This window comes from Deinococcus rhizophilus (assembly GCF_030271215.1).
Taxonomy (GTDB): domain Bacteria; phylum Deinococcota; class Deinococci; order Deinococcales; family Deinococcaceae; genus Deinococcus; species Deinococcus rhizophilus.
Window position 1 is genome coordinate 12,822 of record NZ_JASNGB010000001.1, and the last position, 23,077, is coordinate 35,898.

The window sequence follows — 23,077 nt, forward strand, 5'->3', positions numbered from 1 at the left end:
TTGGTATTCCCGACTGCGCTGACGACTCGGACCAAACTGAACGTGACCGTACCGGCTACACACACAGAGAGGTGTGGGCAGGTCAGTCTTCTGCCAGAGCGCCGGGTACCGCCGCGTGAGATCACGCCTGGGACGTGGCAGTTGGCCCGGACCAGTGCTCTTGTCGTGAGATCGTGCGATGCTGGCACGCTTACTTTCAAAAGTTGGTCGGCGGCCCCACAGGCGCCGTCTCCTCCTGTCCTAGAGGTGCAGCAAAATGGACGGGTGCTGGCCTCTTACCCGGTAACCTCCGAACCAGTGACCTACCGCGTAGAGGTTGCTCGGGGCGATGTGGACCTGATCTTCGTCAATGGCAGTGCTTTCCAACGCCCCAGCGGGCGCGTCCTCCGAGTCAGCAGCATTCAGACCCCGTAGCATGGCCGCATGACGTGGACCATTCCGCACCCTCGGGTCTATATGCGAGCTGTGGGGTGGCGCGAGTTCGCCCTGGCCGCCTTTCTATTCGCCGGGGTCTTCAAGTCGGCCCTGTCCCTACCGTTTGATCTGACAGTCGCGCTCGCGGGAGTTGTCGGGGTTGCTACCGCTTGGCGCGTCGTTCAAACACAGCGCCTGCCGTCCGCCGCGATCTGGATGCTCGGCCTGTGGGTGGTCATGATGCTCGGCCTCTTTCAGGTCGGCCCCGGCTATGGACTGGAAAAAGCGGCCCGGTTTTACACCTTGACCCTCCTAGGGGCTGTGGCTACGCCTGTGCTGCTGCATGACCGAAATGCTGTTCTCCGGTTCGGATATGCCCTGCTGTTCGTCGGCGGGTTGACTGCGTTTAACGCCTTGCAGAGCTATCAGTCTCTTGGTGCCTTCGACCGCCTAGAGGCGTTCGACGCCAACACGATTGCGCTGGGGCGAACCGTGGGGAGCAGTCTACTGGTCGCCCTGCTGCTCTGGCTGGGGGGGCATCTACGTGGCGCGGCCACGCTGCTCCTGGCTGCGCCTATGACCTTCGTGCTGGTGTCCAGTGGATCACGCGGCCCGTTGATTGCAGTTGCGCTTGCCATCACCCCGTCTCTTCTCATGAGCCTGCGACGTGCACGAGGCGCGGGACGGGTGGGACTGTTTGGTCTCATGCTCCTGGCAGGCGGGTTGACTGCCCTCCCCTTTGTCCCCGCGCAAAGCTTGGCCCGCCTCCAGACTTTTTTCTCGGGCGACCTGGACCGGTCAAGCGCCACACGGGCTGAAGCCATTACCTACACCCTGCCCGAGATTGTTCGAAACCCTCTTGGAGTGGGGTTTGGGCGCTTTGAGGAGGTTGTGCCTCTCACCATCACCACAACCCCGATCATCTACCCCCATAACTTGCTGCTGGAGATTGGCTTGGAGGCAGGCTGGTTGGCTCTTGCCGCCCTGGTTGGGCTGCTGTGCTTGGGCTTGTCCCGGGTGTTTAAGGCCAGTCGGACCAGTATCGCGGGCGTCCTTGCTCTGGGGCTGTTGCTGTTTGGGCTGGTGAATGCCCTGGTCTCCGGCGATGTGAACGACAACCGCCTGTTCTGGGCGGGGCTGGCCCTCGCCCTCACGGCGCGGCAGATCACGAACGGATCACCCGCGCCGTCCACGTCCCGGTATGGCTGATGACGGCGGCGGTGCCGTTGTAGAGCCGCACCTGAACCGTGTTCGCCGCGCTGACCCGCACCGTGTAGCGCAGATCGGCACTCAGGTCAGCAGGCGGCGAGAGGATGGGAATGTCACCCGCCACGGCACCCGTGACCGTGATGCTGAACGCCACCACACCATTGGCAGGCACGCTTAGGGGCGCCTGCGTGGACGTTCCGGCCAGGGTTGGGTAGGCCGTTCCTGCCCCCGTCGCCTGCCGGAGACTGCGCCGATCTGCCCAGGTGGGTGTGCCCGTGACACTGACGCTCGCCAGCCGCCCACGCAGGCGCCCCTCGGGCGCGTAGACCGTGCCCACGTTGTTGAGCGTGAGGGCGAAACGCGCTCCAGCATCCGTTTCGTCGATTTCCGTATCCGGGGCCAGGCACACCTCCCCTACCTCCAGCAGAAACGCGCCCGTCTGGTACGTGCTGCTCATCGCGCCCTGCGCCGTCGAGTTGCCGCTGCTGCGCTGCCGCAGGTTCAGCCGGGCAGCGTTGGACACCAGCAGGGGCAGTGCCGGGTTGTCTCTCGCCTCCAGGTCCACTGTGAGTTCTCCCCAGGGCACAGCGGCGACTGCGGCGAGGTGCAGGGCACCGAGGAGGCTGGCCCCCGGTACGTTCTCAACCCGGACGCGCCACACCGCCCGCTTCGGTGTGGCCTCCAGCAACGGCAACCCACCCGCAGGAGGCACAGCCCGATCCGTTACCAGGCGCTCACCCTGGAGCACCAGCCCGTCCACCTCGATGTTCTCGATGCGGTTGTAGTAGATACGGCTGCGCTGCCCGCCAGGATTGCCGATGCGGGTCAGGGTGTTGTTCCGCAGAACCAACCGCTTGAGAGAGACGTTGATGGTCAGCGCGTGCTCGTTGGTCGCGCTTCCCCCTTCAAACACGGTTTCCACGTTCTCAATCAGCAGGCGCTCATAGCGCACGTCCGGGGTGGCGGTGGACGTGCCGTCATACGCCCAGGCGCGGGCGAAGTTCAGCGCAGGCGTGACCGCGCTCCCGGTGCGGCGATGAATCCGGCTGTTGCGAACCTCGAAGGTGGCCCCGGCTGGGGCCTCGCTCAGCCCAGACACGGCCCCAGCAATGCCCGCTGTGATGTCGCAGTCGCTCACCCGCGAGTGCAAGGCGTTCAGGCTCAGGCCACCCGTCACGGTTGCGCCCCGAACGCTGGCCCAGTACGCATTCGCGTGGGCGTCAATGGCCGGGCCGTAGTGCCCACCCTGGAAGCTGCCGCCCTGCACGCGGTAGATGGTCGGCCAGAATCCCCCAGCCGTCAGGGCGTGCCACCCGGCGCTGATGTTCGCTCCAAGAATGTCCACGTCGCTGAGGTCTTGCACGCTCAGGCCGTAACTGCCGCCGCTGAGCGCTGGGTTGCGCCCGTCGTGCGCGACCAGGCCCACCACGGCCCCTGCGCTGTTCAGCAAGCCCGCCGCCTGCTGCCGGAAGCCCCGCAGTGTGACGTTATCCAGCAGCGTGGGCGCCTCGGCATAGTTGAACGTCACCCCATTGCGTTTGTTGAGGTCGGTGGGGTCATGAAGGAGCGTGACGCGCTCCATACCGCCCGTGACAACCTCGCGCCCGCGCCGCACCACGCGGGCCGGGAACTCTGCCGAGTAGTCGAACAGCAGGCCCGCGTCAACGATCACCGTGTTCGTGTCCGCGACGTGCAGCACGCGGCGCCGTTCGCCGGTGCGGTAGTACGGGACGCCGCCCGCGAGAGGTTGGCGGGCGTTGCTGTGTTCCTGGCTGCCGAAAATCAGCAGGGCGTCCCCGGCGCTGCACCCGTGGCCGGGGAGGGTGAGAGAGACGCTCCCCCTGGCGGCGATGAACGTCTCAGTGAGCGTCTGCACCTCGTTGGTGTGATCCCAGGTCAGCACCCCGCCCGCGAGCGCCCCGGTGGTTTGCAGGGTGACGTTCCGCAAGGTGACGCGGCGCATGTCCAGGGCGGCAGGGACGGCGAGGGTGGCGGTGCTGCCTGCCCCGTCCAGCGGCTTCCCAGTCGCCCTTGCATCGGCCACGCGCTGCTGCATGTCCCCGTAGGCGTCGGTGCTGCTCAGCCCCGCGAGAGGGATGCTGGAGTTGCTCAGCCAACCCAGCCGGGAGACGCTCGCCCCCACCTTCCGCACGATCTCCCCGGAGAGGGCGAGGCCGCGCTGCCCCTCGGTGAGCAGGGGGTCCAGTTCAGCGCGGGTGGCGGCCACCTGTTGCACGGCCCCCACGGCGGAGAGGTTGCTGATGATGGTCTGGTTCTGCTGCCGATCCTGCGCGGTATCGGCCAGCAGTTGCGGCACCGGAGCCAGCGCCTCGCCGACCCGCTGCTCTGCCAACGCCGCCGCCGCCTCCATCGCCGCGATCTGCCCCGCCGTCGCCTCTGCCGCCGTCAGCAGGGTCTGCCGCTCAGCCTCGGTCACACCAGGGTCCCCCTGCCGCCCCTGCCGCCCACTCACGCCCACCAGCACGGACGTCACCCGGTCCAGCTTCCGAGGACCATCCGGCGTCAGGACGCCCACCGTATTCCGCAGCTTCTGCCCTGCGCTCATGTCGTCACCTCGCGCCGCAGGGTGTACGTCCCATACAGCGGTTTCTGCACGTACTCGTCCGGCGTGCCGAGGTTTTCGACCGCCTCCACGTCATAGACCCCCGACAGGGCCTTCATGGCCTGCGTGACGGTGTTGGGCAGCCACCCCACCACCGTGGGCAGCTCCCCATACACGCCCCAGTCCCGAGTCTCTACCCTCCAGCGCTCAGGGGGGATTTCCGCCTCTGCCTCTTTCGCGTCGTGGTTAGCCTTCAGCTTGGCCCGGAACTGTACCCCGGTCAGGTCGGCGGGGATGCCGGTGCCGGGGACCAGCGCCATTCCGGTGTCGGTGACCTCCAACTCCGGGTCCACGTCAAACGGGACGAAAATGATCTCCTCGTCGTCACCCTGCACGAAGGCCTGCTTGACCTCGACGCCCTTCACAGTCCCACCTGCACGGTGCCGCCCGTCTCCGGGTCGGTGTACTCAATCTGTGCGCCGCTGCCGGGCTGCACCCGCAGGCGCAGGGGGGCCTCCGGGGTCACGGTGGTGGTGTGGCCGATGGTGCCGTTGGCGAGACGCACCCGCACGGGCACGGGATCGCTGCCCAGCGGCACGATCACGGCGCGTCCCGCCTGCCTGGTGATCTGAATCATGTTGCTCCTCACTGCCCTTCGAAGCGGGCAAACTCCACGCGGTGCCCGTGCACCAGCACCGCGTTCCCGCTCACCACGGCGCGGCCGATGTACATGCGGTTGTCCACGTGCTCGTAAAACGGGATGGTCTGCGTGTACGGTGGCGGGCACACGTACCACCGGTTTTTGTCGTTCTCCTGGGTCAGGTAGTACAGGTTGCGCCGGGCATCCATCACCAGCCCCGCCACCGTTTCGCCCGGCCTGAGGACATCCGGGAACACCAGGGCGTCGATGCTGAATTGCCCCGTGATGCCCGCCCAGCCCACCATCAGCACGTGAATCCCCACCCGGTCCGACTCCATATACAGACCTGCTGGGACGCGCACCCCGCCGCTGGTCACGTCCTCCGGAAGAATCGCGCCGATGGCGATCGGGTAGTGGTCCGAGTGCCCCGTCTCCCCCTCCAGGCCGTACAGCGTGTCCCTCACCCAGGCGTCCCGCTGCCCGTCGGGGCGCAGGCCCTCCACCGGGAGGTAGCTCACGCCCACGTCGGGGCCATACCCAGCGTCCCCGAACGTCCACCACAGCGCCGCCGTGCCCATCACCTTCCCGCTGTGGGCGTGCCTCGCGTCGAACTCCCCCGAGACCTTCCACACCATCGTATCGAGGTTCAGGCTGAGCACCCGGCATTTGCTGCCCTGCCTCCCCCCGGCGCGGGTGAGTTCATTGGGCATGTGGCTGTATTCCCCGAGGTAGACCCGGTTGCCGAAGATGGCGAGGGCCAACGGCCGCGCCACGGCGTTTGGATGCCGCAGGGCGTCCCCCACCGGGCAGGAAATGTTTTGCCACGTCGCGTTCGCCGTGAGGTCCGAAGTCCGCCACAGGTCGAAATTGGCCATCAGGACGTACAGCCTTCCCGCGTGCACCAGCATGTCCGACGGCGAGGTCACCTGATTGGCGACCGGCGGCGGCAGCAGCATCAGGTTCTCCCAGGTGATGCCGGAATCCGTGCTGCGGCAGATCCGTCCGGCGTTGGTGCGCCAGCCATAGGGTTGCTGCGACACCGGGTCCTCCCCGTACACCCACACCTCTTTAAATCCCTGCCCGATCTGCTCATGCTTGACCGGCACGGTCATCTTTGGCGTGCGCTTGCCGTACAGCGTCAGCGCGGGCGGGGCTTTCCCCAGCGCGGCCCTGCTCAGGTCCACGCTCTCCGGGCTGAGCGGCACCCCTCGCCCCGCCGTCCCATTCTGGTACCCGATGGGCACGGCGGGCGCGAGCGGAGCCACCGTCCCGTCATCCAGGATGGTGGTGGTGCCCGCCTCGGTCGTGCCCCACAGCCCGAACCCGTTCAGGGCCGCGCTGTGTTTGTAGATGCGGTACCCGGTAGCCCCGGCCACGGCGTCCCACGAGAGCTGCACCTGGTAGGGCGTGCCCCAGGTGACCTCACGCTGCACCCACGTGGTTTCCTGTCCTGCCCCATTCACCGCAGCCAGGTAGTACTCCTGAATGGAATCGGCGGGCATGGTCCCGACGTCGATGGTGTGGGTGAAATTGGTGGGGCTGGTCAGGACCCCGGATTCGAGCAGGGGGAGCGCGAGGCCCTCCAGGTTGCCGGTCAGTCCGAACTGCGCGGTGGGCGAGGTGGACGCGATCATGGCGTAGTACTCGCCTCCGGCCACCGCGACCGGGCGCAGGGCCAGGGTGACCGCACCCGCCGTGACGATCTCGCGCCGCTCGGTGGTGGTCACGCGCTGCCCCGCCGCGTTGTAGACGCTGACCTCCATGAACTGGGCCGGGTGCGCCGTGGTGACCGTCAGGGCCACCCCCGTGAGTGTCATGCCACTCGTCAGGGTGACGGGTGCAAACCGGTACTCGCGGACCACGCCGTCACTGGCGCGGCGGCCCGTGCTGATGGCATCCACCCCGGCCTGAGGGGGCCCCGCCAGCAGCAGGGCCTCCAGTGCCACGATGCGGGCTTCCAGGGCGGCGATCTCGGCCCCGTCGGGCCAGGGGGTCAACGTGTAGTTGTCCAGCGTGCCTGGCGTGCCATAGGGGGGCTGCCCATCCACCCGGTAGGTGGTCCATGTGGCTCGGTCGGTGATGATTGACCCGATGACGTTGGTGTGCCGGACCTCTTGGTCGTTCAGGTTGCTCTCGCGGGCGCGGTCCAGGTACTCGGGAATGTCCTCCTTCGCGGGGACGGTGGGCATCACCCGGTCCTTGAGCTTGGTGCCTGGTGGAATGTTCAGTGCCATCAGTAGTACCCCGTGTCAGGCGGCGGAGGCGGTGGAGGCGGCGCGGCCTGCGTGTAGGTCAGGCTGAGCGTGGTGTTGGCCGTCAGGGTCAGCGTTCGGTCGGGGGGCGGTGTCCAGCCGTTCACCGCACCCCCTGAGACGCGGTAGGTATGCCCCCCAGTCAGGCCGGGAATGGACGAGGTACCGCCGATCTGCGCCCCGAACACCTGCTGCCCTGTGGTCAGGTTGGTCACGGTCACCGGCGCGAGCGCTGGCCCAGTGAGCGTCAGGGTCAGCGTGAACGTCGTCGCGGCAGGCGGAGGTGGTGGAGCGGGTGGCGCGACCGGGTTGGTTCCCGACGCCCCGTTGTGCAGCGGCGTGCCGTTCGCGCGGTACCAGCGCAGCTCCGTCACCTGGCAGACGATGGGGGCAGGCACCACCGTCTGCCCCCGCAGCGGTTCCCCGCCCGCGAGCGTGGCCCCACCGACCTTCAGGTACCGCTCGCCCCGCCAGATCTGGTCCGCATGCGCGAGCTGCCGCTTGACCCGCCAGTACAGGGCATCGAGCTCGGTGTCGCTGCGCCCGTACAGATACCCCGTCGCCGTGTACGCGTAACTCGTCGGAAGCCGGTCCCCGGTATGGCGGACCACGACGCTGTCCACCGCGCGGCCCCCCTCCACCGGAGCGGCCTGCAGGTCAAAGGGCGCGTCATAGTCCAGCAGTTCGGCGTCCAGCCACTCGGATTCGCCCGGCAGCAGGCCTGCCGGGGCAATGTGGATGCGGATCAGGCTCACCAGGCGCTCCCCTCCTTCGCGGTCTTGAGTTGCTGCTCAGCGGCCGTGAGCTGACGGGTCTGCCGCGCGGCCGTCTGGATGGTCGTGTGGTAGCTGCTGTGGGTCCGCACCCGCCGCAGCTCCGTCACGACCTGGCTCAGTTGCAGGCCGTCCGGGCGGGGCAGCCCTGTGATGACCGCGGGCGCGATCAGCCGCCCGGCCACCTCCCCCTGGAAGGTCGGATCGCTGTAGGTCGGCGCGTCCCAGCCGTCCGGAAGGTTCTCCGGGGGTAAGGCCTCGGCCAGCGCATCTGTGATGGCCCCCGGCCGTCCCACCTCCAGGTGCACCCGCCCGCCGCGCACCAGGGTCACGTAGGCGGGCAGGGACGCGTCCCGCCCTGGACGGCGTCGGTAGACCTGCTGGGCCGCCGGGAAGTCCACCCACACCTCCAGGAGGTAGTGGTAGGTGCCGCCCCCGATGCTCTCGTACGCCTCAGCGATCAGGTCCTGGGGCGGCGAGAGGCGCAGTTGCAGCTCCGCACCCTGCAGGGGCCGCTCGCCCTGGGAGAGGTGTGAGAGTGCGTCCTCCCACCGCCCGTCCGGGGTCTGACTGAGCCAGTCCCGCAGGGACAGCACGGCGCCCGTGTCTGCCGCCGTGGGAGCGGCCAGCTCGTAGTCCTCGTGGGCCGGTGGGGTGAGCGCTTCCTTCCCGCCAGTCACGTAGGCCCGGAAAGGGAACAGCAGGTTCTTCAGCGACCAGCGGGCGGCCAGGGCGTGCCGACTGGTCGCGCTCTCCCGCACGATCTGGCTGAGCGGCACGCTGATGCGGACCTTCACCCGCACGCTGGAGCGGGGTGCCGGAGCGTCCCCCCTCACCGTGGCGGCGGCGGGCAGGGTCAGGTAGACCGTCTTCTCGGGGCGTGGCCCCGTGAAATTGGCCTGCCCGTAGGTCGCTTCGATGCCCTCATCCGCCTGATCGGCACTGCGGCTGATCAGTTGCACGAAGTTCAGCCGGACCACGAACTCGACGTCGGGGAGGATGAGGTTGTCGGTCCCCGCCGCCGCCAGCACCCGTGGCGTGAGGACAGTGGGGCGGAGCCGGGTCTGCACCAGGGTGGCCCAGCGCTCGCCCGGGTTGCCCACGGCCTCGGTCACGTAGGCCTGACGCTCGTAGCCGCTGCTCTGGAGGCGCTGGACCTGCTCGGCCCCCAGGTTGACGGGGGCGCCTCCCGAGGGCCGCCCGATGACCCGCTGCCCGTCCGGGCGCACGCCCCAGCCGCCGTCCGGGAAAGGTGCCAGCAGCCGGGCGTGGTGCGCCTCGACGGTCTCCCCGCGTTTGGGCTCGCCCAGCTCGAGGCCGTGGGCACTGATGGTGTCGTTCACCCAGCCGCCCACGGCGGTGTAGGTTCCCGCGAGGCCTTTGGCGTCGAGGTCCCCCAGGCCCAGGACGGGGAGGGTGTAGCTGCCGCCCAGCTCGCTGCGGCCGCCGCGCAGGATGCCCGCGGTGCCGATGAAGTCGGGTTTCTGGCCCGTGTCGGGTTGCTCCCAGATCAGGAGCAGGCGGGAGTCGGGAGGCCAGCCGGGGTCGTGGTCGAGTCCCAGCTCGCCGTAGCGGCACTCGTGGATGGGGCCGTGAGTGAAGGCCCAGGCCCCGTTGAGGGGTCCTGGGTTGGCGGGGGTCCAGACGGTCTCCAGGCTGAAGTTGCCGCCTGGGTCGATTCGGTAGACGTGAATGACCCAGGGCTCGCGCCCTGGGTGATAGCTGCCGGTGAGCATGGCTCACCTCCTTTCATTGTTCAGAACACGGTGCGCGGAGGCGTGGGGGTGGCTCCTGCCACGCTCAGTCGCTCAGCGGCCTGGAAGATGATTCCTGCGGCCTGAGCCTGGATGCCCGCCGCCTCCCGCTGGAGCTGAGCCGCCGCCAGGTGAATCTGCCCGGCCTGGTCGTACAGGGCGAGCCGGTCGGTCAGCCGGGTGATGCTCGCCGAGAGCACCCCCCAGTCGGGCGGCGCGGCCTGCGCCCCGCCGATGACGACCGTGCTGCCGCCGCTGCCGCCGCCCACGCCGCCATCCAGCTGGCGGCGCAGTTCGGCTTTCTTGGCCTCGTCCTGCTCCCGCTCGTACTGGTACCAGAGCTCCCGGCGCTGCCGGTCGTTCGCGGGGTCAGGGGCTCCCCCCGCCGCCTCATCCTTCTGGCTGCCGTAGCCGGGGAGGGTGGGGGCGATGTTGGCGATGGGCTCCATCGCGAGCCCCGCGTTGCGCTTGATGCGCTCGATGATGGCGGGGATGTCGCTGTAGCGCTGCTCCTGAATCGCCCTGGTCAGCTCGGCGAGGTCCTGGGCGACCGCCCCCTCCTTCAGGGCCGCGTCCACCATCGTTTTCAGGATGAGTTGCCCGACCTCCTGGTCGAAGGACTTGCTCCAGTCCTGCGCCCAGCTGGCCATATCGCCCTTCAGGAAGGCGTTGGTCATGCTGTTCTGGAACGCGCCGCTGATGCCCGCGCCCAGGGTGGCGAAGATGGTCTGGAGTTCGGCCAGGAGCTTGGCGCTCTCGGTCTTCATGACCTCGGGGGCGCTGCCGGTGAGCCCCCACCACAGCCGCTTGAAGAACCCGGCGTTCGCCTGCTTCTCGCGGTTGGCAGCGTCCTGCTCCAGGGCCTTCTGCCAGGGAGACGTGAAGCCCCCGGTGGAGAGCCCCAGGGCGTCTTTCTGAAGCTTGGCCACCTCCAGCATCTCGGCCTTCCAGGCCCGGAACTTCGGCGAGAGGTTGAGCAGGGCGTTGCCGATCCCGTCGATGGCGCCGACGACCCCGGTGATCGCCTGAATCCAGCCGCCCACGTCGGCAGGATTGACCATCACCTTCGCGATGCCCACCGCCGCCGTCTGGGCGCTCTCGAAGCCCTTGGCGAACTCCTGCATGGAGTAGCCCAGCACGTCGTTGCCCATCACGTCGGCGATCTGGCCGATGCCCTGCACGATGAGCTTGGCGTCGTTCAGGAAGGAGTGCCCGAGGTTGAGGCCCTTCAGGATCTTGCTCTTGCCGATGACCTTCTCGATCTGCGCGGCGTAGGCCGGGTACTGAACCTGGAGGTCGCGCAGGCTGGCGATCTCCGCGTCGTACTGGGCCTGGAACTCCCGCCGGTCCAGCGTCACGAGGCCCACCAGCTGCTGCTGCCCGTTGCGGATGCCGTTCAGGGCCTGCGCCCGCTCGGCCGTGGCGAGGGCCGCGCCGCCCAGCTCGCGGACCTCGGCGGCCCACGCCCGGTACCCGGCAGCAATGTCGTGTCGGCCCGCCGCTTCTGCCGCCTGCGCCAGACGCTCCAGCCGGGGCAGAGCGGTCAGCGCCTCAGCCCCGAACTCCTGTATACCGATGGCCCCCTGCCGCAGCCGGGTGGTCAGGCCGATCAGATCCTGGAGGGTGTCGGCCGCCTGCTGCTCGGCGGTATCAAGGTCGAGGGGTTCGCCGTTGATCTGCTCGATGGCCTCCTTCAGCCACTGGAGTTGCTGGGTGGTGAGCTGCCCCTTCTCGCGGGCCTCCTCCAGCCCGGCAATCAGACTGGGGAGGGCGGCCTCGTCCTCGGCCAGGTCCCGCAGGTCTCCCCCGACCCCCAGCCGCTCCATGAACTCGCCGTAGCGGTTGGCGGGGTTGGTCGCGGTGCGGGCGCCCCGGCTGACGGCGTCCTCCACCGTGTCCTCGGTGAGGGTGCCCAGCAGATCGAGGTACTCCTGCGCCCCTTTCACCCCGTCCTCCAGGCCCTTGCGGGTGGCGGCGGGGAGGGACTCGGCAACCCCGGACGCGAGGAACGTCCCCACGTCCTCCATCAGCCCGCGCAGGGCGGCAGGGTCGGTCTCGGCCTCCAGGCGGCTTTGCAGGTCTCCGGCCTGGATGATGGCGTCCAGCCCACCCCGCCCGGTCCCGCCCGTGCCGTAGCCCTCGCTGCCCGGGGTGTACCCGGTGGCCGTGGGGTAGGCCTGCTGGAGTTCGGAGCGCAGCTCGGCCAGGTAACCCTGGAGCCGGGCACGCAACCCCTTGGACAGGGTCTCGTCCGCCAGCTTCGTGGTCACCTGATCGATCTTGTCCGAGAGGTTGCCCTCCAGTCCGACCACGAAGGAATTGAACTCGGTGTTCAGTTCCAGCGCCTCGCCCAGCCCGTTGAGCTTGTCGATCACGGACTGAATGGCGCTGGCCACATCCTCTCCGTTCTCCAGGCGGGTGTAGAGGTCGTCGAGCGTTTCGTACAGGGCGCCGATGGCCCCCTCGGTGTCCCCCAGGGCTTCGAGCTCGTCGGCCGACTTCATGCCCTCGGACACGACCCGCTCGATCGCCTCGGCCTCCAGCGTCCACACGGCGGTGCGGTCGGCGATGGCCTGTTTGACCTGTTGCACCACGTCGGCAGCAACCTTGCCCTCGGCGGCGAGTTCCTCCAGCACGCGGACGTACTGTTCGGTGGCCTCGGTGCCCAGCGGGATCTGCTCGAGAGCATCCTCCAGGGTGACGGTGTAGCCCTGCCCCGCGCGGGCCGCCCGGTCGTGGCTGTCGGCGAGGTTGCCGTAGGCCCCGGAGGCGATCATCGCGTCAATGCCCTGCTGGTACAGGGCCTCAGCGCTGGCCCGCGCCCCCACGAGGTAGGCGTTGCCGGTCAGGCCCGCCCGGGCGATGGCCGCGTCGATCTCGTCGATCTTCTCCCGGAAGGCGTCCAGGGTGCCCTGATCCACCGAGTCGGCAGCGATCTTGCCCCGGATGCCGTCGGCCAGCTCGGAGTAGGCGTCCCGCAGCTCGCGGACCTTGTCGGTCTGCTTCCTGAGGGCCGCCGTGGTCCGCTCAGCTGCCTGGTCGTCGGCTTCGTTGTAGGCCCGCTGGCGCTCGCGCTCCAGCAGCCCCAGGTCCACCGCGAACTGAGGGTCTTTCGGGCGCCCGGCGTACTGGTTCTCCAGATCCCGCTTGGAATCGGCGAACCGGGCATCCGCGACCGCCCGTCGGGCCAGCCGGATTTTCTCGGCGTAGAGCTCTTCGAGCCGCAGCTCCTCCGCGAGGTTGCCCTCGACCCCCTTGAGGTCCAGACCCCGGAGACGCTCGATCTCCCCCAGGGCCAGCTCCGCGCCCTTGATGTCGGCCTGCCGGGCGGCCTCGGCCCCCTGAGCGAGGCGCTGGGCCAGCACCTTGTTGCGGGCCTCCTCCTTCTGGCGTGCTTCTTCAGCCTCGCGCTCGCGGGTCTGGCGCCCCTTTTCTTCCTCCTGCCGCACCGCTTTCTCGGCGGCCGCCACGGCCGCGACGCGGGTTTCCCGCAGCCTGGTCAGCCCTGCCTGGTACTCGGCTTCGTTGGCGTCGAGGGCCGCTTGATTCCCCACGTCCCCCCGGTCGGCCTTGACCTTCTTCGTCAGCAGGATCGCGGCTTCCCGGTCGAACTGGGCCTGGGAATATTTCCGGGTCAGCTCCAGTTGTTTCTGGGCATTGCCTTCGGCGCGGGCGATTTCCCCGTCCTCCAGGGTCTTGAGTCGGTCCGCCGAGGCGCGGGCTTCCCGCTCCTTCCCGGCGGCGACCTCGGCGGCGAACTTCTTCTCCTCCTCGACGCGGCTGCGCCCGGCCTGCTGGATGGCCTCGCGCTGCTCGCGCTGGGCGGTCTGGTTGGCGTCCTTCTCCTGCTGCCGGTTCTCGGCCTTGCGGCGGGCGACCTCGGCATCGACCTCTTCGGTCGTGAGGACCTTGGCATCTTCGCTCTGGCGGTAAGCCTCGGCCTCCGCGTCCTTCCCCTTCTTGATGGCGGCGTTCAGCGCGTAGTGGGCGCGGAGAATCGCGGGGGAAGTCCGCGCGATGATCGCTTCCTTCTGCTTGGCGGTCAGGCCCTCCTGGGCCAGTTCTTCTTTCTGGGTCCGCTCCAGGGTGGCCAGGGCCCGCTTGTAGCTCTCCTCCTTGCCCTTCTGAACCCCCTGCGCGATGGTCTGGAGGGCACGGGCACGGGCCTGCTCGCGGCGGGTGCGCTCGTCCCCGGCCTGGTCTTCCTCGCGGGCGAGCTTGTCGCGCTGCTGCCGGGCCTTTCCAGCCGCGTCCCCGGCGAGGTCGAGGAGGGCACGGGCACGGTCGGTCTCGCCGTTCTTTTTGCGCTCTGCCTCCGCGGCCGTCCTCGCGGCCCGGCTGATGTTGTCCAGGCTCTTGACGTACTGGGCCGCGTTGTCGCTGAGCTTGAACTGGGAATCGGCGGTCGAGAGGCGGTCCTTCAGCCCGTCGAATTCCTTGCCGAACTGGCTGGCGGTGCGGGTCGATTTCCCGAGTTCGCCGCGCACCAGCTCCACGGCGGCGGCAGCGCGGGGACCGCTGTCCTCGAAGGCTTTCAGGGCCTCGCGGGCCGCGTTCCAGCCCCCGATATCCTTGGCCTTTTTGGTCGCCTCGATCCGGTCGAGGATGCGCTTGGCCTCGGCGAGCAGGGCCTCATCGGTCTTCGCGGTGCGCGGGGCATTGGAGACGCCGGGGCTGGCCGTAGATGTCCCTGCCCGCCCCGCGTAGGGGGAGGTGGGGGCCCGATAGACCGTGGCGCTCCGGGCGTCCGAACCGATGTCGCGCACCCGGGTGATCCCGTCCGTGACCCCGTCGCTCTGGGTGCCCGGATTGTCGATCACCCGGACCACCCCGTTCTGATTGCCCGCGATCACGCCCGCGTGCATGCCGCTCCCGCGCGGGCTGTAGACGTTGCCGTTGCCGGTCTTGAAAATCACGAGGTCGCCGGGGCGGGCTTCGCTCAGGCTGACCTGCTCGTATCCGCTGGCCTTCGCGTTCTTCTCCAGGGTCGGAACCCAGGCGTTTTCCTTGGCGGTCCCGACGATCTTGCCGCCCAGGACGTTCATGATCTCGTAGGCCACGATGGCGCAGTCGGACGCCACGCGCGGGTCCCGCTTGAACACGTCCGCCAGCCCGCTGATGAAGTCCAGCGTCCATTTGCCCGCCGCCTCCTGGCCCGCCCGCACCTGCCCCGGCATGAGCGGCCCCTGCCCGGCCAGGACGTTGGGGCCGCTGGCCGTCTGGCCTGACGTGGGCAGCCCCAGCGACTTCGCCAGCCGGTCGGAAGCCTCGGCATTGCGGGCCAGGGCGTCCACCAGCATCTGCTGGTACTTCGGCATGTTGGCGGCGATCTCGCGCTGCTGCCCCAGGATGGCCCAGGGGGTCACCTGCTGTTTCAGCGCACCCGCCTTGATCAGCTCGGCCTGGAGTTCAGCGGGCTTGAACCTCTCGACGATGTTCTCCCAGCGCTGGACCCAGTTGTCCACCTCCAGCGCGAGGCCGTCCTTGATGCCCTGCCCGGCCCCGAAGAAGAACTTCAGGATCTTGGTCGTCGCGTCGTCGCCCGCCTCGATCTTGAGGGTGGCCTTGATCTCGCCGGGCGATTTCACGTTGTTCAGCTCGCGCACGAGCTCGGCGATCTTGTCGACGAGCGGCGTCGCCACCTCGTTCAGGAACTTCGTGAAGGTGGGCAGGATGCCGCTCGCGTAGGCGATCTGGAGCTTCTCGGTGGCCCGCAGCCACTCCAGGGTCGCGCCCCGGGCATTGTCCATCTTCTCGGCGGCGCTGCGGGTCGCCTCTCCGGTCTGGTTGAGCAGTCGGGTGCGCTCGCGCAGGCCGTCGGCCCCCTTGTCGATCAGGAGGTTGATCATGCGGACTGCGTCGGAGCCGAACACGGTTTCCAGCGTCATGGCCCGCTGCTCGTCGCTCATCCCGGCGGTGGCGTCCGCCAGCTTGCCGATCACGGCCTCCATCCCGATGAACTGGCCCTGGGCATCGAACGCGCTGAACTTCAGCTTGTCCATCACCCGCGAGGCCGCCTCGGAGTTGGGCGTCAGGGCCATAAACATGGATTTGAGGCTGGTGCCCGCGTCCGATGCGCTGAGCATGGCGTCGGTCCCGATGGAGAGCAGGGAGACGTACTCCCGAAAATCCAGCCCGAACGTCTTCGCCACGGCGCCGCCCGCCGCGATCCCGTCCTTCAGGTTGTCCATCCGGAGGGTCGTGTTGTTGACCGCCGCGGAGATGGTGTCGGCCACGCTGGGGAGCTGGGCCGCCTCCAGTTTGAATGCATTCATCGCCCCGGCGCTGACCTGAGCCGCCTGCGCCAGGTCGCCCGTGGTGGCCCGCGCGAGGGTCATGCTGGCGATCAGGGCGCCGTCCAGCACCTGCGCGGCGCTCACGCCGCTGGACCCCAGTTCCTCGATCCCGGCAGCCGCCTGGGTCGCGCTGAACCCCAGCCCCTTGCCCATATTGAGGGCCGCGTCGTTCAGCCGGGCGAACTCCTCGGCATTGGCGCCCACGCTGACCTTCGCGGCGTCCATGATGGCCTCGAAGTTCATCGCGGTGCGCCCGGCGTTGACCGTCGCGGTCGCCAGGACGCCCACCCCGACGGCGGCCCCGGCGGTCGCGGCTCCCAGGAAGCCAGATGCCGCCGCCGCCCCGTTCACGGCCGTGGTCAGCGCGGTGGCCTGGGCGGCGGCGGCTCCCAGACTGGGGCTCATGGCCGCCGCCCCGTTCTGGAGTCCGGTGAGCAGGCGGGGCATGTTGGCCTGGAGGGCGTTGCTCACATTGCCCGATAAGCCCAGCGGGTTGACCCCACCCGCGAGGGTGTTGCGCTCACGGGCCAGCCGCTGCTGCATCTGGGCGAGCTGGGTGAGTTCTTTCGTGGTGAGGTCGGTCCGCCTACCGAGGGCGGCCATCCCCTCTTCCAGTTCCTTCACGGCCTGGCGATAGACCTGGGCCGCGCGGGCCTTGGCCTGCATGTCGGCTCCCACCCCGGCCTGCTTGTCGTACTCGGCGCGGGCACGGGCATGGGCCAGACGCACCTGGTCGATCAGGTTCTGGCGCTCGCGCATGGCGGCGCGGACCGTTTGCTGGGCGTCACGCTCGGCCTGGGCTCCCATTCGGGCCGTGAGGGTCGCCTGTGCCCCCTGAGCCCGCAGGGAGGCCGTGAGCGCGTCAGAGGCGGCCTTCTGCGAGCGGGCCTCAGCGGCCTGCTGCCGGGCGGCGGCCACGGCCGCGTCGGACTGCGCCTTCATGACGCGGGCGTTCTCGCGGGCACTCGCCGCGACCCCCTTGAGCAAGTCGGTGCCCTGGGACTCCTTCTTCAGGTCGCGCATCAGGGTCCGGATGTTGCCGAGCTGATCGGCCATCAGCTTGAGGTTTTCCTCGCCGCTGGTTTTCCCGACGAGGTGGAGTTCGAGCTTGCGGCTGTCTTGCGTCATGGGCACCTCCCCACCGGGGGGACATGAAAAACCGCCCCGGTGGGGGCGGCAGCAGGGGTGAAGCGGGGCGCGGGGTCAGGTGAAGAGGACCACTCCCAGGGCTGCGAGAAACAGAATGGCCACCACCAGGATCAGCCGCTGAGTCAGCTGCCCCTGACGCCGGGCTTCCTCGGCAACCTCAGCCTGAGGCTCGTATAGTCGGTCATAGGCCGCGTTGTAATGGATGAAGCTCCCAATGAGCCCCACCAGCCACGCGATCCAGGGAGAGGCGATGAAAGCCAGGGCCACGGCTCCCAGCAGCCAGGCGATACCCGGCCCCATCTGGCGGATGAACATCAGGCCGCCACCACTGATCAGCAGGTTGAGCAGGGCGCCTGCCAGGTAGTTAGGTCGCTCCCGTACGCGCCGCTCAGCCTCCAATTCGGTCCGGACCTTGAAGCGTTCGGCCTCCTCGGCGCGGATGCGGGCGCGGGTCGCTTCGTCGAGGTCGGTCATGGACTCAGGTTACCCGGGGGACTCAGGGCAGGGGCGCCAGCGTGGGCGCGAGCCGCAGGTGGGCGTCCAGCGTGGCGCTCAGCCCGTATTCGCCCAGCGGGATGGGGAGGGCCAGGGGTGCCGACCGGGGCACCCGGACCGTCACGTCGAACTCCACGTTTCGCACGTCCACGTCCAGGCAACTGGCCAGGGCGGCCACGGGCACTTCCCCGGGCTTGGTGCCCTTGACGCCGCGGACCACCACGGGACGCGGCGAGGCGGTGAATTTCCGGAGGCGGTAGACGAGCTGATCCCCGTCCACCCCGAGGTTGTACATCTTGAAACAGAACACCGTGTTGCTGTCGTTCGGCTTCTGCCCCAGGGTCAGGAAGGCGTCGGTGATGGGGGCGTTTTTCCGCAGCACCACGCCGTAGGTGTAGTTGGCGTCCCGGCCGACGAAGGCGCCTTCCCCGTCCGGCGTCAGCGGAACGGCAAGGGCGGTCGGGACCAGGGCGAGGAGGCCGGTCAGCAGCAGGCGTCGCATGGGCCGCAGCATAGGCGTCCGTCCCGCAGGGCGTGGCCGCATGTGAGTGCCCGCTACCCGATCTTGTGCCCGCCCCCCCGCCGCCGCGCCCTCTCCTCGTCCTCGGCCCGCTTCTGATTCGCGGCCTTCTGATCGTCCAGCGAGTCCTCAAAGATGTTCTTCCGGACCTCGTAGGCAGCCTTGTCCAGGAACAGCGCCCGCAGCATCCCCTGCGTGGCCACGTCCGAGTGCATGATCTCCAGCACGGACCCGTAGCCCGCCTCAGCCATCTGCGCGTAGAGGCGCAACTGCCTCAGCTGGCGCTCGGCGCTTTTCCCTCTGTCCGCACCCCGCCGAAATTCACGATGGCGGTGTACAGGGGCCGCTCCATCTTGCCCAGAGCGCCCTGCACGTCGGCATACCGGGGGTCGACCATCCCGGCGATCAGCACGCTGACCCTCCCGCCGCGCCGAGCGAGGTAGGTACGCTCCAGTTCTCCCTCCCGGCTGAGTTCGGGCGGCTGGTAGCTGGGTTTGCCCTGCCGGTCCTTCGGACGGGCGGCGTCGAACTTCTTGCGGTCCTCCTGGGCGGCGCGGAGCTTCTCCTCCGCGTGCACCTCCAGGTCATGAGCGGCGAAGGCCAGCAACAGCCCGTCCTGCTCCACCTGCTCGGGGTCGATGCGCCCGATCACGAAGGGGAACCAGGCGTCGGGGTCGGGGGCGTCCGGCGCTGGGGGCGTGTCCCGGCTCTCCCCGGTGTCGGCGTTGATGTAGACGGTTCTCTGGTTGCGGGCGCGGAGGCGCTCGGCGATGTCTGTCATGGATTCCTGCCTGTTGGATGGCCGACGACGGCCCGCGAGGCGTCGTCGATGAGCACCCCGCCTGCCCCTGGATCAGCGGGCAGCAGGCGGGGTGTCGCGGGCTCAGGGTCAGGTTCAGGCGGCGTAGTCGCCTTCGAGTTCCACCGTGAACGGCTTGGCGGCCGAGTTGGGGATCACGGCCCGCAGGGTGACCGCCGTGGTGACCGGGCCGTCGCTGATGGGGGCATCGGCCTCCACGTACTGGGCGGTCGGCATGTTCACCGTGATGCGCACGCCCCCGGCTGCTGGGTTGCCCTGGATCAGGTCAAAGCGCAGCGGCACCAGCGTGCTGGCGTCGCGCAGCTGGAGCAGCTCGGGACGCCCTCCCGTGAAGGAGGTGGCCACCTCGATGTTGACCTTGCCGGTGCCGGGGCGGAAGCTCTTGGTGGAGTTCCCGCTGCGGGCGCCGGGGTCGATAGGCCGGTTGAAGGTCAGGGTGACGCCACCCTCGACCGCCTCCTCCACCCCGTTCACATCCAGGCGGAAGGCCCCGCGCTCGAAAGCCCCCTCGAAGTCGGGCACGGCCACGGCGGGCACCGTGAAGCCCGCCTCGTTGGCGTAGTGGACCTCGTAGTCCCCCGCGTGGAAGCTGAGCACGGCGGTGACCAGGCCGGTGTCCTCGGGCACCGTGGCGACCACCAGGTAGAACTGGCCGTTGGTGATCTTCACGTACCCGATGGTGGGCACGTACCAGTAGCCGGAGAACGCCTGGGCGGGGTAGTGCGCGGCCCACTGGCGGTTGCTCAGCGGGGTGATGGTGCGCACGCCCGCCGCCTCGGCGCCGTCGCCGTACATCATCCGCAGCACGGCGGCCAGGGTGGGGGCGTCGAGTTCGACCGTGACCGTGCGGCTGTTGTAGCTGCCGGTGGCCGACTGTCCGGCGGGCTCGAAGACCGTGCCGTTGAAGAAGCGGGGCATGATCGTGTCCTGGTCGGGCAGGTAGCCGGTGCCGGTCGTCTCGCGCATGACCAGGGTGGGCTCGACGAACACGCCGGGCTCGGCCTGGGGGGCGATGGCGAAGAAGCCGCTGTTGTGGTCAGGGCTGACGGCCTGCCAGGGGGTGAACGCGGGGGGGAGCGTCATTCGGTGCCTCCGTCAGGCGTGGGGGTGGAGGTGTCGGTCGCGGGGGCGTCGGCCGACCCGCCGTCCTCCTGGGGCTGCTGGGCGTTGTACTTCGCGGCGGTGGTGCGCCGGAAGGTCCCGTGCGCCTCGATGCGCCCGGCCTGCTCGGCGGTGTCGACCCGCAGGATCTGGCCGGGCGTCACGCGGGCGATGGGCTCGCCGTCGGCCCCGAACAGGCTGCCCGTCTGGGTGCCCTCGTACTCGTAGTAGGCCGGGAGGGTGTACTCCGGGGCCTTCTTGCCTTTGGTCATGGGGACTCCTTCAGCTCGACTCTCAGGTCGAGCACGAGGTCGAAGTTGGTGGTGAGGGTCAGCACGGCGGGCTTCTGGAGTTCGGCGGGGGCGTCGTTGATGAACAGGTCCGAGGCCAGGTCGCCCATCCCGGCGAACGTCACGCCGGGGGTGGGGTAGGACGCGAACACCTGCCCGGCACGCTCCAGCACCGCGCCGATCAGGGCCGCCTCGTCCACCCCGTCGCCGGGGTTGTCGCCCAGCGGGAAATGGAGGCTGACGTAGCCCTGCAGCACTCGCCTGATCAGGTGCCCGGCCACCTTGGGCTGAGCCCCTGGCGGCACAACCGCGCTGACCGCGAACTCGCTCGCCCCCGGAACGATCTGCGCGGCGAGGAGAGGACGGGGGGCCATGTCCAGCAGGCCGGGGCGGGTGCCGTCGCGCCCCAGGGTGACCTTGAGGGCGTGGTAGAGCACCCGCAGGGCCGGGCGGGGGTCGGCCACGGTGAGGGTTGTGGTCACAGGTCTCCCAGGTCCAGCCACAGGCTGGCGAGGGCCTCACGCCCGGAGTCCCGCACCGGGTGCCGGGCACGGATGCGGACCCGCCGGGCCATCACCCAGCGGCCGGTGGGCTGGCTGGTGTCGGTGGGGGTGTAGAGCCGGAAACGCAGGAAGGGGATGTAGCGCAGGATGCGCCCGCCCTTGCCGCGCACGGGGGTGCCCCTCTTCGGCAGGATCTCCGCGCCGTCCTCGAGGGAGAACACCCCGGGGCCGGTGACGCTGAGGGCCGCGCCGGTCGGGGTCAGGCGGCTGCGGACGCTGCGGCGGGTGCGCCCGGTGCGGGAGGTGACGTAGCGGCTCATGGGGCCGCCGGAGTACTTCTCGCGCAGGCGGTGGGCCGCGTTGTCCTTCCACTCTGTCGCCAGCTCGCGCTGCACGACCTTGAGGGAAGGGGGCTTCAGGGCACTGGCCCAGGCCTGGGCGTCGTAGTCAGCGGAGATCATGGACGCTCCTTCCACCACGAGTCGTCCCCGGTGGTTGGTGTAGGCGCCGGATCAGGCGCAGAGACGTCCTCAGCAGGCGGCTGGGTCTGCGGAGCCCCACTCCCCTGCCAGCTCAGCCCCACCACGTCCCCGAGGCTGTCGCGCTGCACGGGCGGCACCACCAGGTACCGGTCGCCGTCCGCCGTGGTGATCTCCTCCCCGGGGTGCAGGTGCACGCCAGGGGGGAGGTGGCCACGGTGGCTGTTGTTGGCGCTGGCCTGGAGGTCGTTCCCCCCGCTCACGCTGAGAGCCGGGGCGTCCAGGGCGGTGATGCGCAGGCGGAAGCCCTGGGTGCCGATGGTGGCCACCTGGGGATAGGCCCGCTCGTCCACCAGGCGGCAGACGCCCACCCGCTGTCCGGTCCAGGCGCTCTCGTCGCCCCAGAGGCCGAAGACCAGCGATCCGCCCTGGTAGGGGGCGTGCGTGCCGGGCTCGGGCTCGGGGTCACCCGGATACAGCCGCAGCAGACGCAGGCTGGCCGGAATGGGGTCGGTCTGGAGGCGGGTGAAGCCCTTGCCACCCTCTTGATTGGGGTCCCCCAGCGAAAAACGGCGGGTGAGCCCATCGGACCAGGTGGCCCGCTCGGTGTACAGCAGCGGCGCGTTGGCCCGCAGGGTCCGCTGGGCCAACGCGCGGTACCGATCGGCCGGACCCGTCATCCGACCCCCCAGGGCTCGAAGATCGGCGCGGGGTTGGCGGTGACTGGTCCATTCGCGGCCGGAGCAACAAGACCCGCCTGCGCCTGCGCGGCCCCCTGCTGCTCGCGCAACAGCGCCACGCGGCCCAGGATGTCCTGCTCGACTGTGATCTGCCCCTCCGACCGGAACTTGTCCGCCTGCCCGAGCAGGTAGGCGATCCAGGCCCCCAGCGCGAGGGACGCGACATGGGCCTGCCGCTGAGACTCGGTGGCGTCGGTGCGCTCCCCGGCCACCTCCTCCCAGAGGACGAGGCGGCGGTCGAACACGCCCTCACTCATCCCCAGCGCCTCGGCCGTCAGGGAGTGCTCCGCCTCCAGGCGTTCAGCAGGCGTGAGCGGCATGGCCCTACTCCGTCAGCGCCTTGAGCGCAGCGTCGGCCAGGGTGTCGCTGATGCCCTTGACGGCGATCAGGCGTTCGCGGGCGTCGGCTGGAATCAGCTTGCCGTCCGCAAGGGCCTGCTGGGCCGCATCGCGCTCGGCTTCGGCCGCCTGCGCCCGACCCTCGGCCTCGGCAGCCTGGGCGGTCACTTGCTCCAGGGAGGTGCGCAGGCTGTCGCGCTCGCTGGTCAGGGTGGTGACCTGGGGTTCGAGTTCCTGCACCCGCGCCTGAGCCGTCTGCGCCTCGCGGGTCTGCTCCTGCACCTGGCTGGTGAGCGTGCCGACCTCCTGGCTGAGGGTTTCCCCCCGGCGCCGGGCCTCATCGCGCTCGCCCGTCAGGGTCTGCACCCGGGTCTCCAACTCGGCCACGCGGCCCGCCTGTTCCGGGCCGCCGCCCGCCTCCGCGAGATGGGCTTCGAGCTGCTGAATCCGGGCATTTGCCGCCGCGAGCTGCTGCACGGCGTCATCCGCATCCGCCTGCGCCTGCGCCGCTTCCGGGTTGGTCTGCGCCTTGTACGCTGCCGCCGACATCAGGAACTGCTTGGCCTTCAATTTGTCCACCACGGCGTCGTCGAGCGTGCTGGTATCGAAGCCCTCGCCAAGGGTGCGGTGCCACACCAAGCCGTCGAAGTACGGCTTGGCCAGCACCAGATTCTGTGTTTTGGTCATGGAAAACCTCCCGGACCGGGGCTAACTCCCCGGTCCGTGGTGTCAGGGGGAGT

General features: G+C 69.3%; 19 protein-coding genes. 1 reads left to right on the top strand and 18 read right to left on the bottom strand.

What is annotated here, in order from left to right; translation table 11 throughout:
* Nucleotides 1-423: 423 nt before the first annotated feature.
* Nucleotides 424-1,623, top strand: coding sequence for an O-antigen ligase family protein (locus tag QOL99_RS00105; protein WP_285520590.1), 1,200 nt, complete (start codon nt 424-426; stop codon nt 1,621-1,623).
* On the opposite strand, the gene QOL99_RS00110 is transcribed toward QOL99_RS00105, so the two are convergent.
* From QOL99_RS00110 to QOL99_RS00195, 18 genes are all read right to left on the bottom strand, one after another.
* Complete coding sequence (locus QOL99_RS00110) at nt 1,580-4,189, bottom strand: hypothetical protein (protein ID WP_285520591.1); 2,610 nt, start codon at nt 4,187-4,189, stop codon at nt 1,580-1,582. The two genes, QOL99_RS00105 and QOL99_RS00110, sit on opposite strands and share 44 nt — an antisense overlap.
* Nucleotides 4,186-4,611, bottom strand: coding sequence for a hypothetical protein (locus QOL99_RS00115; RefSeq protein ID WP_285520592.1), 426 nt, complete (start codon nt 4,609-4,611; stop codon nt 4,186-4,188). Before QOL99_RS00115 ends, QOL99_RS00110 begins: the two co-directional genes overlap by 4 nt.
* The gene (locus QOL99_RS00120; RefSeq protein ID WP_285520593.1) at nt 4,608-4,823 is read right to left on the bottom strand and encodes a hypothetical protein; all 216 of its coding nucleotides are present in this window, start codon (nt 4,821-4,823) and stop codon (nt 4,608-4,610) included. The genes QOL99_RS00115 and QOL99_RS00120 overlap by 4 nt, the downstream gene beginning before the upstream one ends.
* Nucleotides 4,824-4,831: 8 nt before the next feature.
* Complete coding sequence (locus QOL99_RS00125) at nt 4,832-7,060, bottom strand: hypothetical protein (protein WP_285520594.1); 2,229 nt, start codon at nt 7,058-7,060, stop codon at nt 4,832-4,834.
* Nucleotides 7,060-7,833, bottom strand: a complete 774-nt coding sequence (locus QOL99_RS00130; protein WP_285520595.1) for a hypothetical protein — start codon at nt 7,831-7,833, stop codon at nt 7,060-7,062. The genes QOL99_RS00125 and QOL99_RS00130 overlap by 1 nt, the downstream gene beginning before the upstream one ends.
* The gene (locus QOL99_RS00135; RefSeq protein WP_285520596.1) at nt 7,830-9,587 is read right to left on the bottom strand and encodes a hypothetical protein; all 1,758 of its coding nucleotides are present in this window, start codon (nt 9,585-9,587) and stop codon (nt 7,830-7,832) included. The genes QOL99_RS00130 and QOL99_RS00135 overlap by 4 nt, the downstream gene beginning before the upstream one ends.
* Before the next feature lie 20 nt (nt 9,588-9,607).
* Nucleotides 9,608-17,029, bottom strand: a complete 7,422-nt coding sequence (locus tag QOL99_RS00140; RefSeq protein WP_285520597.1) for a phage tail tape measure protein — start codon at nt 17,027-17,029, stop codon at nt 9,608-9,610.
* A gap of 75 nt (nt 17,030-17,104) precedes the next feature.
* Nucleotides 17,105-17,524 carry a hypothetical protein gene (locus QOL99_RS00145; protein WP_285520598.1) on the bottom strand — a complete coding sequence of 140 codons (420 nt, stop codon included), beginning with the start codon at nt 17,522-17,524 and terminating at the stop codon, nt 17,105-17,107.
* A gap of 22 nt (nt 17,525-17,546) precedes the next feature.
* Nucleotides 17,547-18,047, bottom strand: a complete 501-nt coding sequence (locus QOL99_RS00150) for a hypothetical protein (protein WP_285520599.1) — start codon at nt 18,045-18,047, stop codon at nt 17,547-17,549.
* A gap of 53 nt (nt 18,048-18,100) precedes the next feature.
* The gene (locus tag QOL99_RS00155; RefSeq protein ID WP_285520600.1) at nt 18,101-18,334 is read right to left on the bottom strand and encodes a hypothetical protein; all 234 of its coding nucleotides are present in this window, start codon (nt 18,332-18,334) and stop codon (nt 18,101-18,103) included.
* 5 nt (nt 18,335-18,339) lie between these two features.
* A complete protein-coding gene (locus QOL99_RS00160; RefSeq protein WP_285520601.1) occupies nt 18,340-18,846 on the bottom strand; it encodes a hypothetical protein in 507 nt (168 codons plus the stop codon).
* A gap of 114 nt (nt 18,847-18,960) precedes the next feature.
* Nucleotides 18,961-19,968, bottom strand: coding sequence for a hypothetical protein (locus QOL99_RS00165; RefSeq protein WP_285520602.1), 1,008 nt, complete (start codon nt 19,966-19,968; stop codon nt 18,961-18,963).
* Nucleotides 19,965-20,258, bottom strand: a complete 294-nt coding sequence (locus QOL99_RS00170) for a hypothetical protein (protein WP_285520603.1) — start codon at nt 20,256-20,258, stop codon at nt 19,965-19,967. The genes QOL99_RS00165 and QOL99_RS00170 overlap by 4 nt, the downstream gene beginning before the upstream one ends.
* On the bottom strand, nt 20,255-20,758 hold the full coding sequence (locus tag QOL99_RS00175; protein WP_285520604.1) for a hypothetical protein: 504 nt from the start codon (nt 20,756-20,758) through the stop codon (nt 20,255-20,257). Before QOL99_RS00175 ends, QOL99_RS00170 begins: the two co-directional genes overlap by 4 nt.
* The gene (locus tag QOL99_RS00180; protein WP_285520605.1) at nt 20,755-21,240 is read right to left on the bottom strand and encodes a hypothetical protein; all 486 of its coding nucleotides are present in this window, start codon (nt 21,238-21,240) and stop codon (nt 20,755-20,757) included. Before QOL99_RS00180 ends, QOL99_RS00175 begins: the two co-directional genes overlap by 4 nt.
* Nucleotides 21,237-21,938, bottom strand: coding sequence for a hypothetical protein (locus QOL99_RS00185; protein WP_285520606.1), 702 nt, complete (start codon nt 21,936-21,938; stop codon nt 21,237-21,239). The genes QOL99_RS00180 and QOL99_RS00185 overlap by 4 nt, the downstream gene beginning before the upstream one ends.
* A complete protein-coding gene (locus QOL99_RS00190; protein ID WP_285520607.1) occupies nt 21,935-22,318 on the bottom strand; it encodes a hypothetical protein in 384 nt (127 codons plus the stop codon). The genes QOL99_RS00185 and QOL99_RS00190 overlap by 4 nt, the downstream gene beginning before the upstream one ends.
* Before the next feature lie 4 nt (nt 22,319-22,322).
* Nucleotides 22,323-23,024, bottom strand: coding sequence for a hypothetical protein (locus QOL99_RS00195; RefSeq protein ID WP_285520608.1), 702 nt, complete (start codon nt 23,022-23,024; stop codon nt 22,323-22,325).
* Nucleotides 23,025-23,077 lie beyond the last annotated feature (53 nt).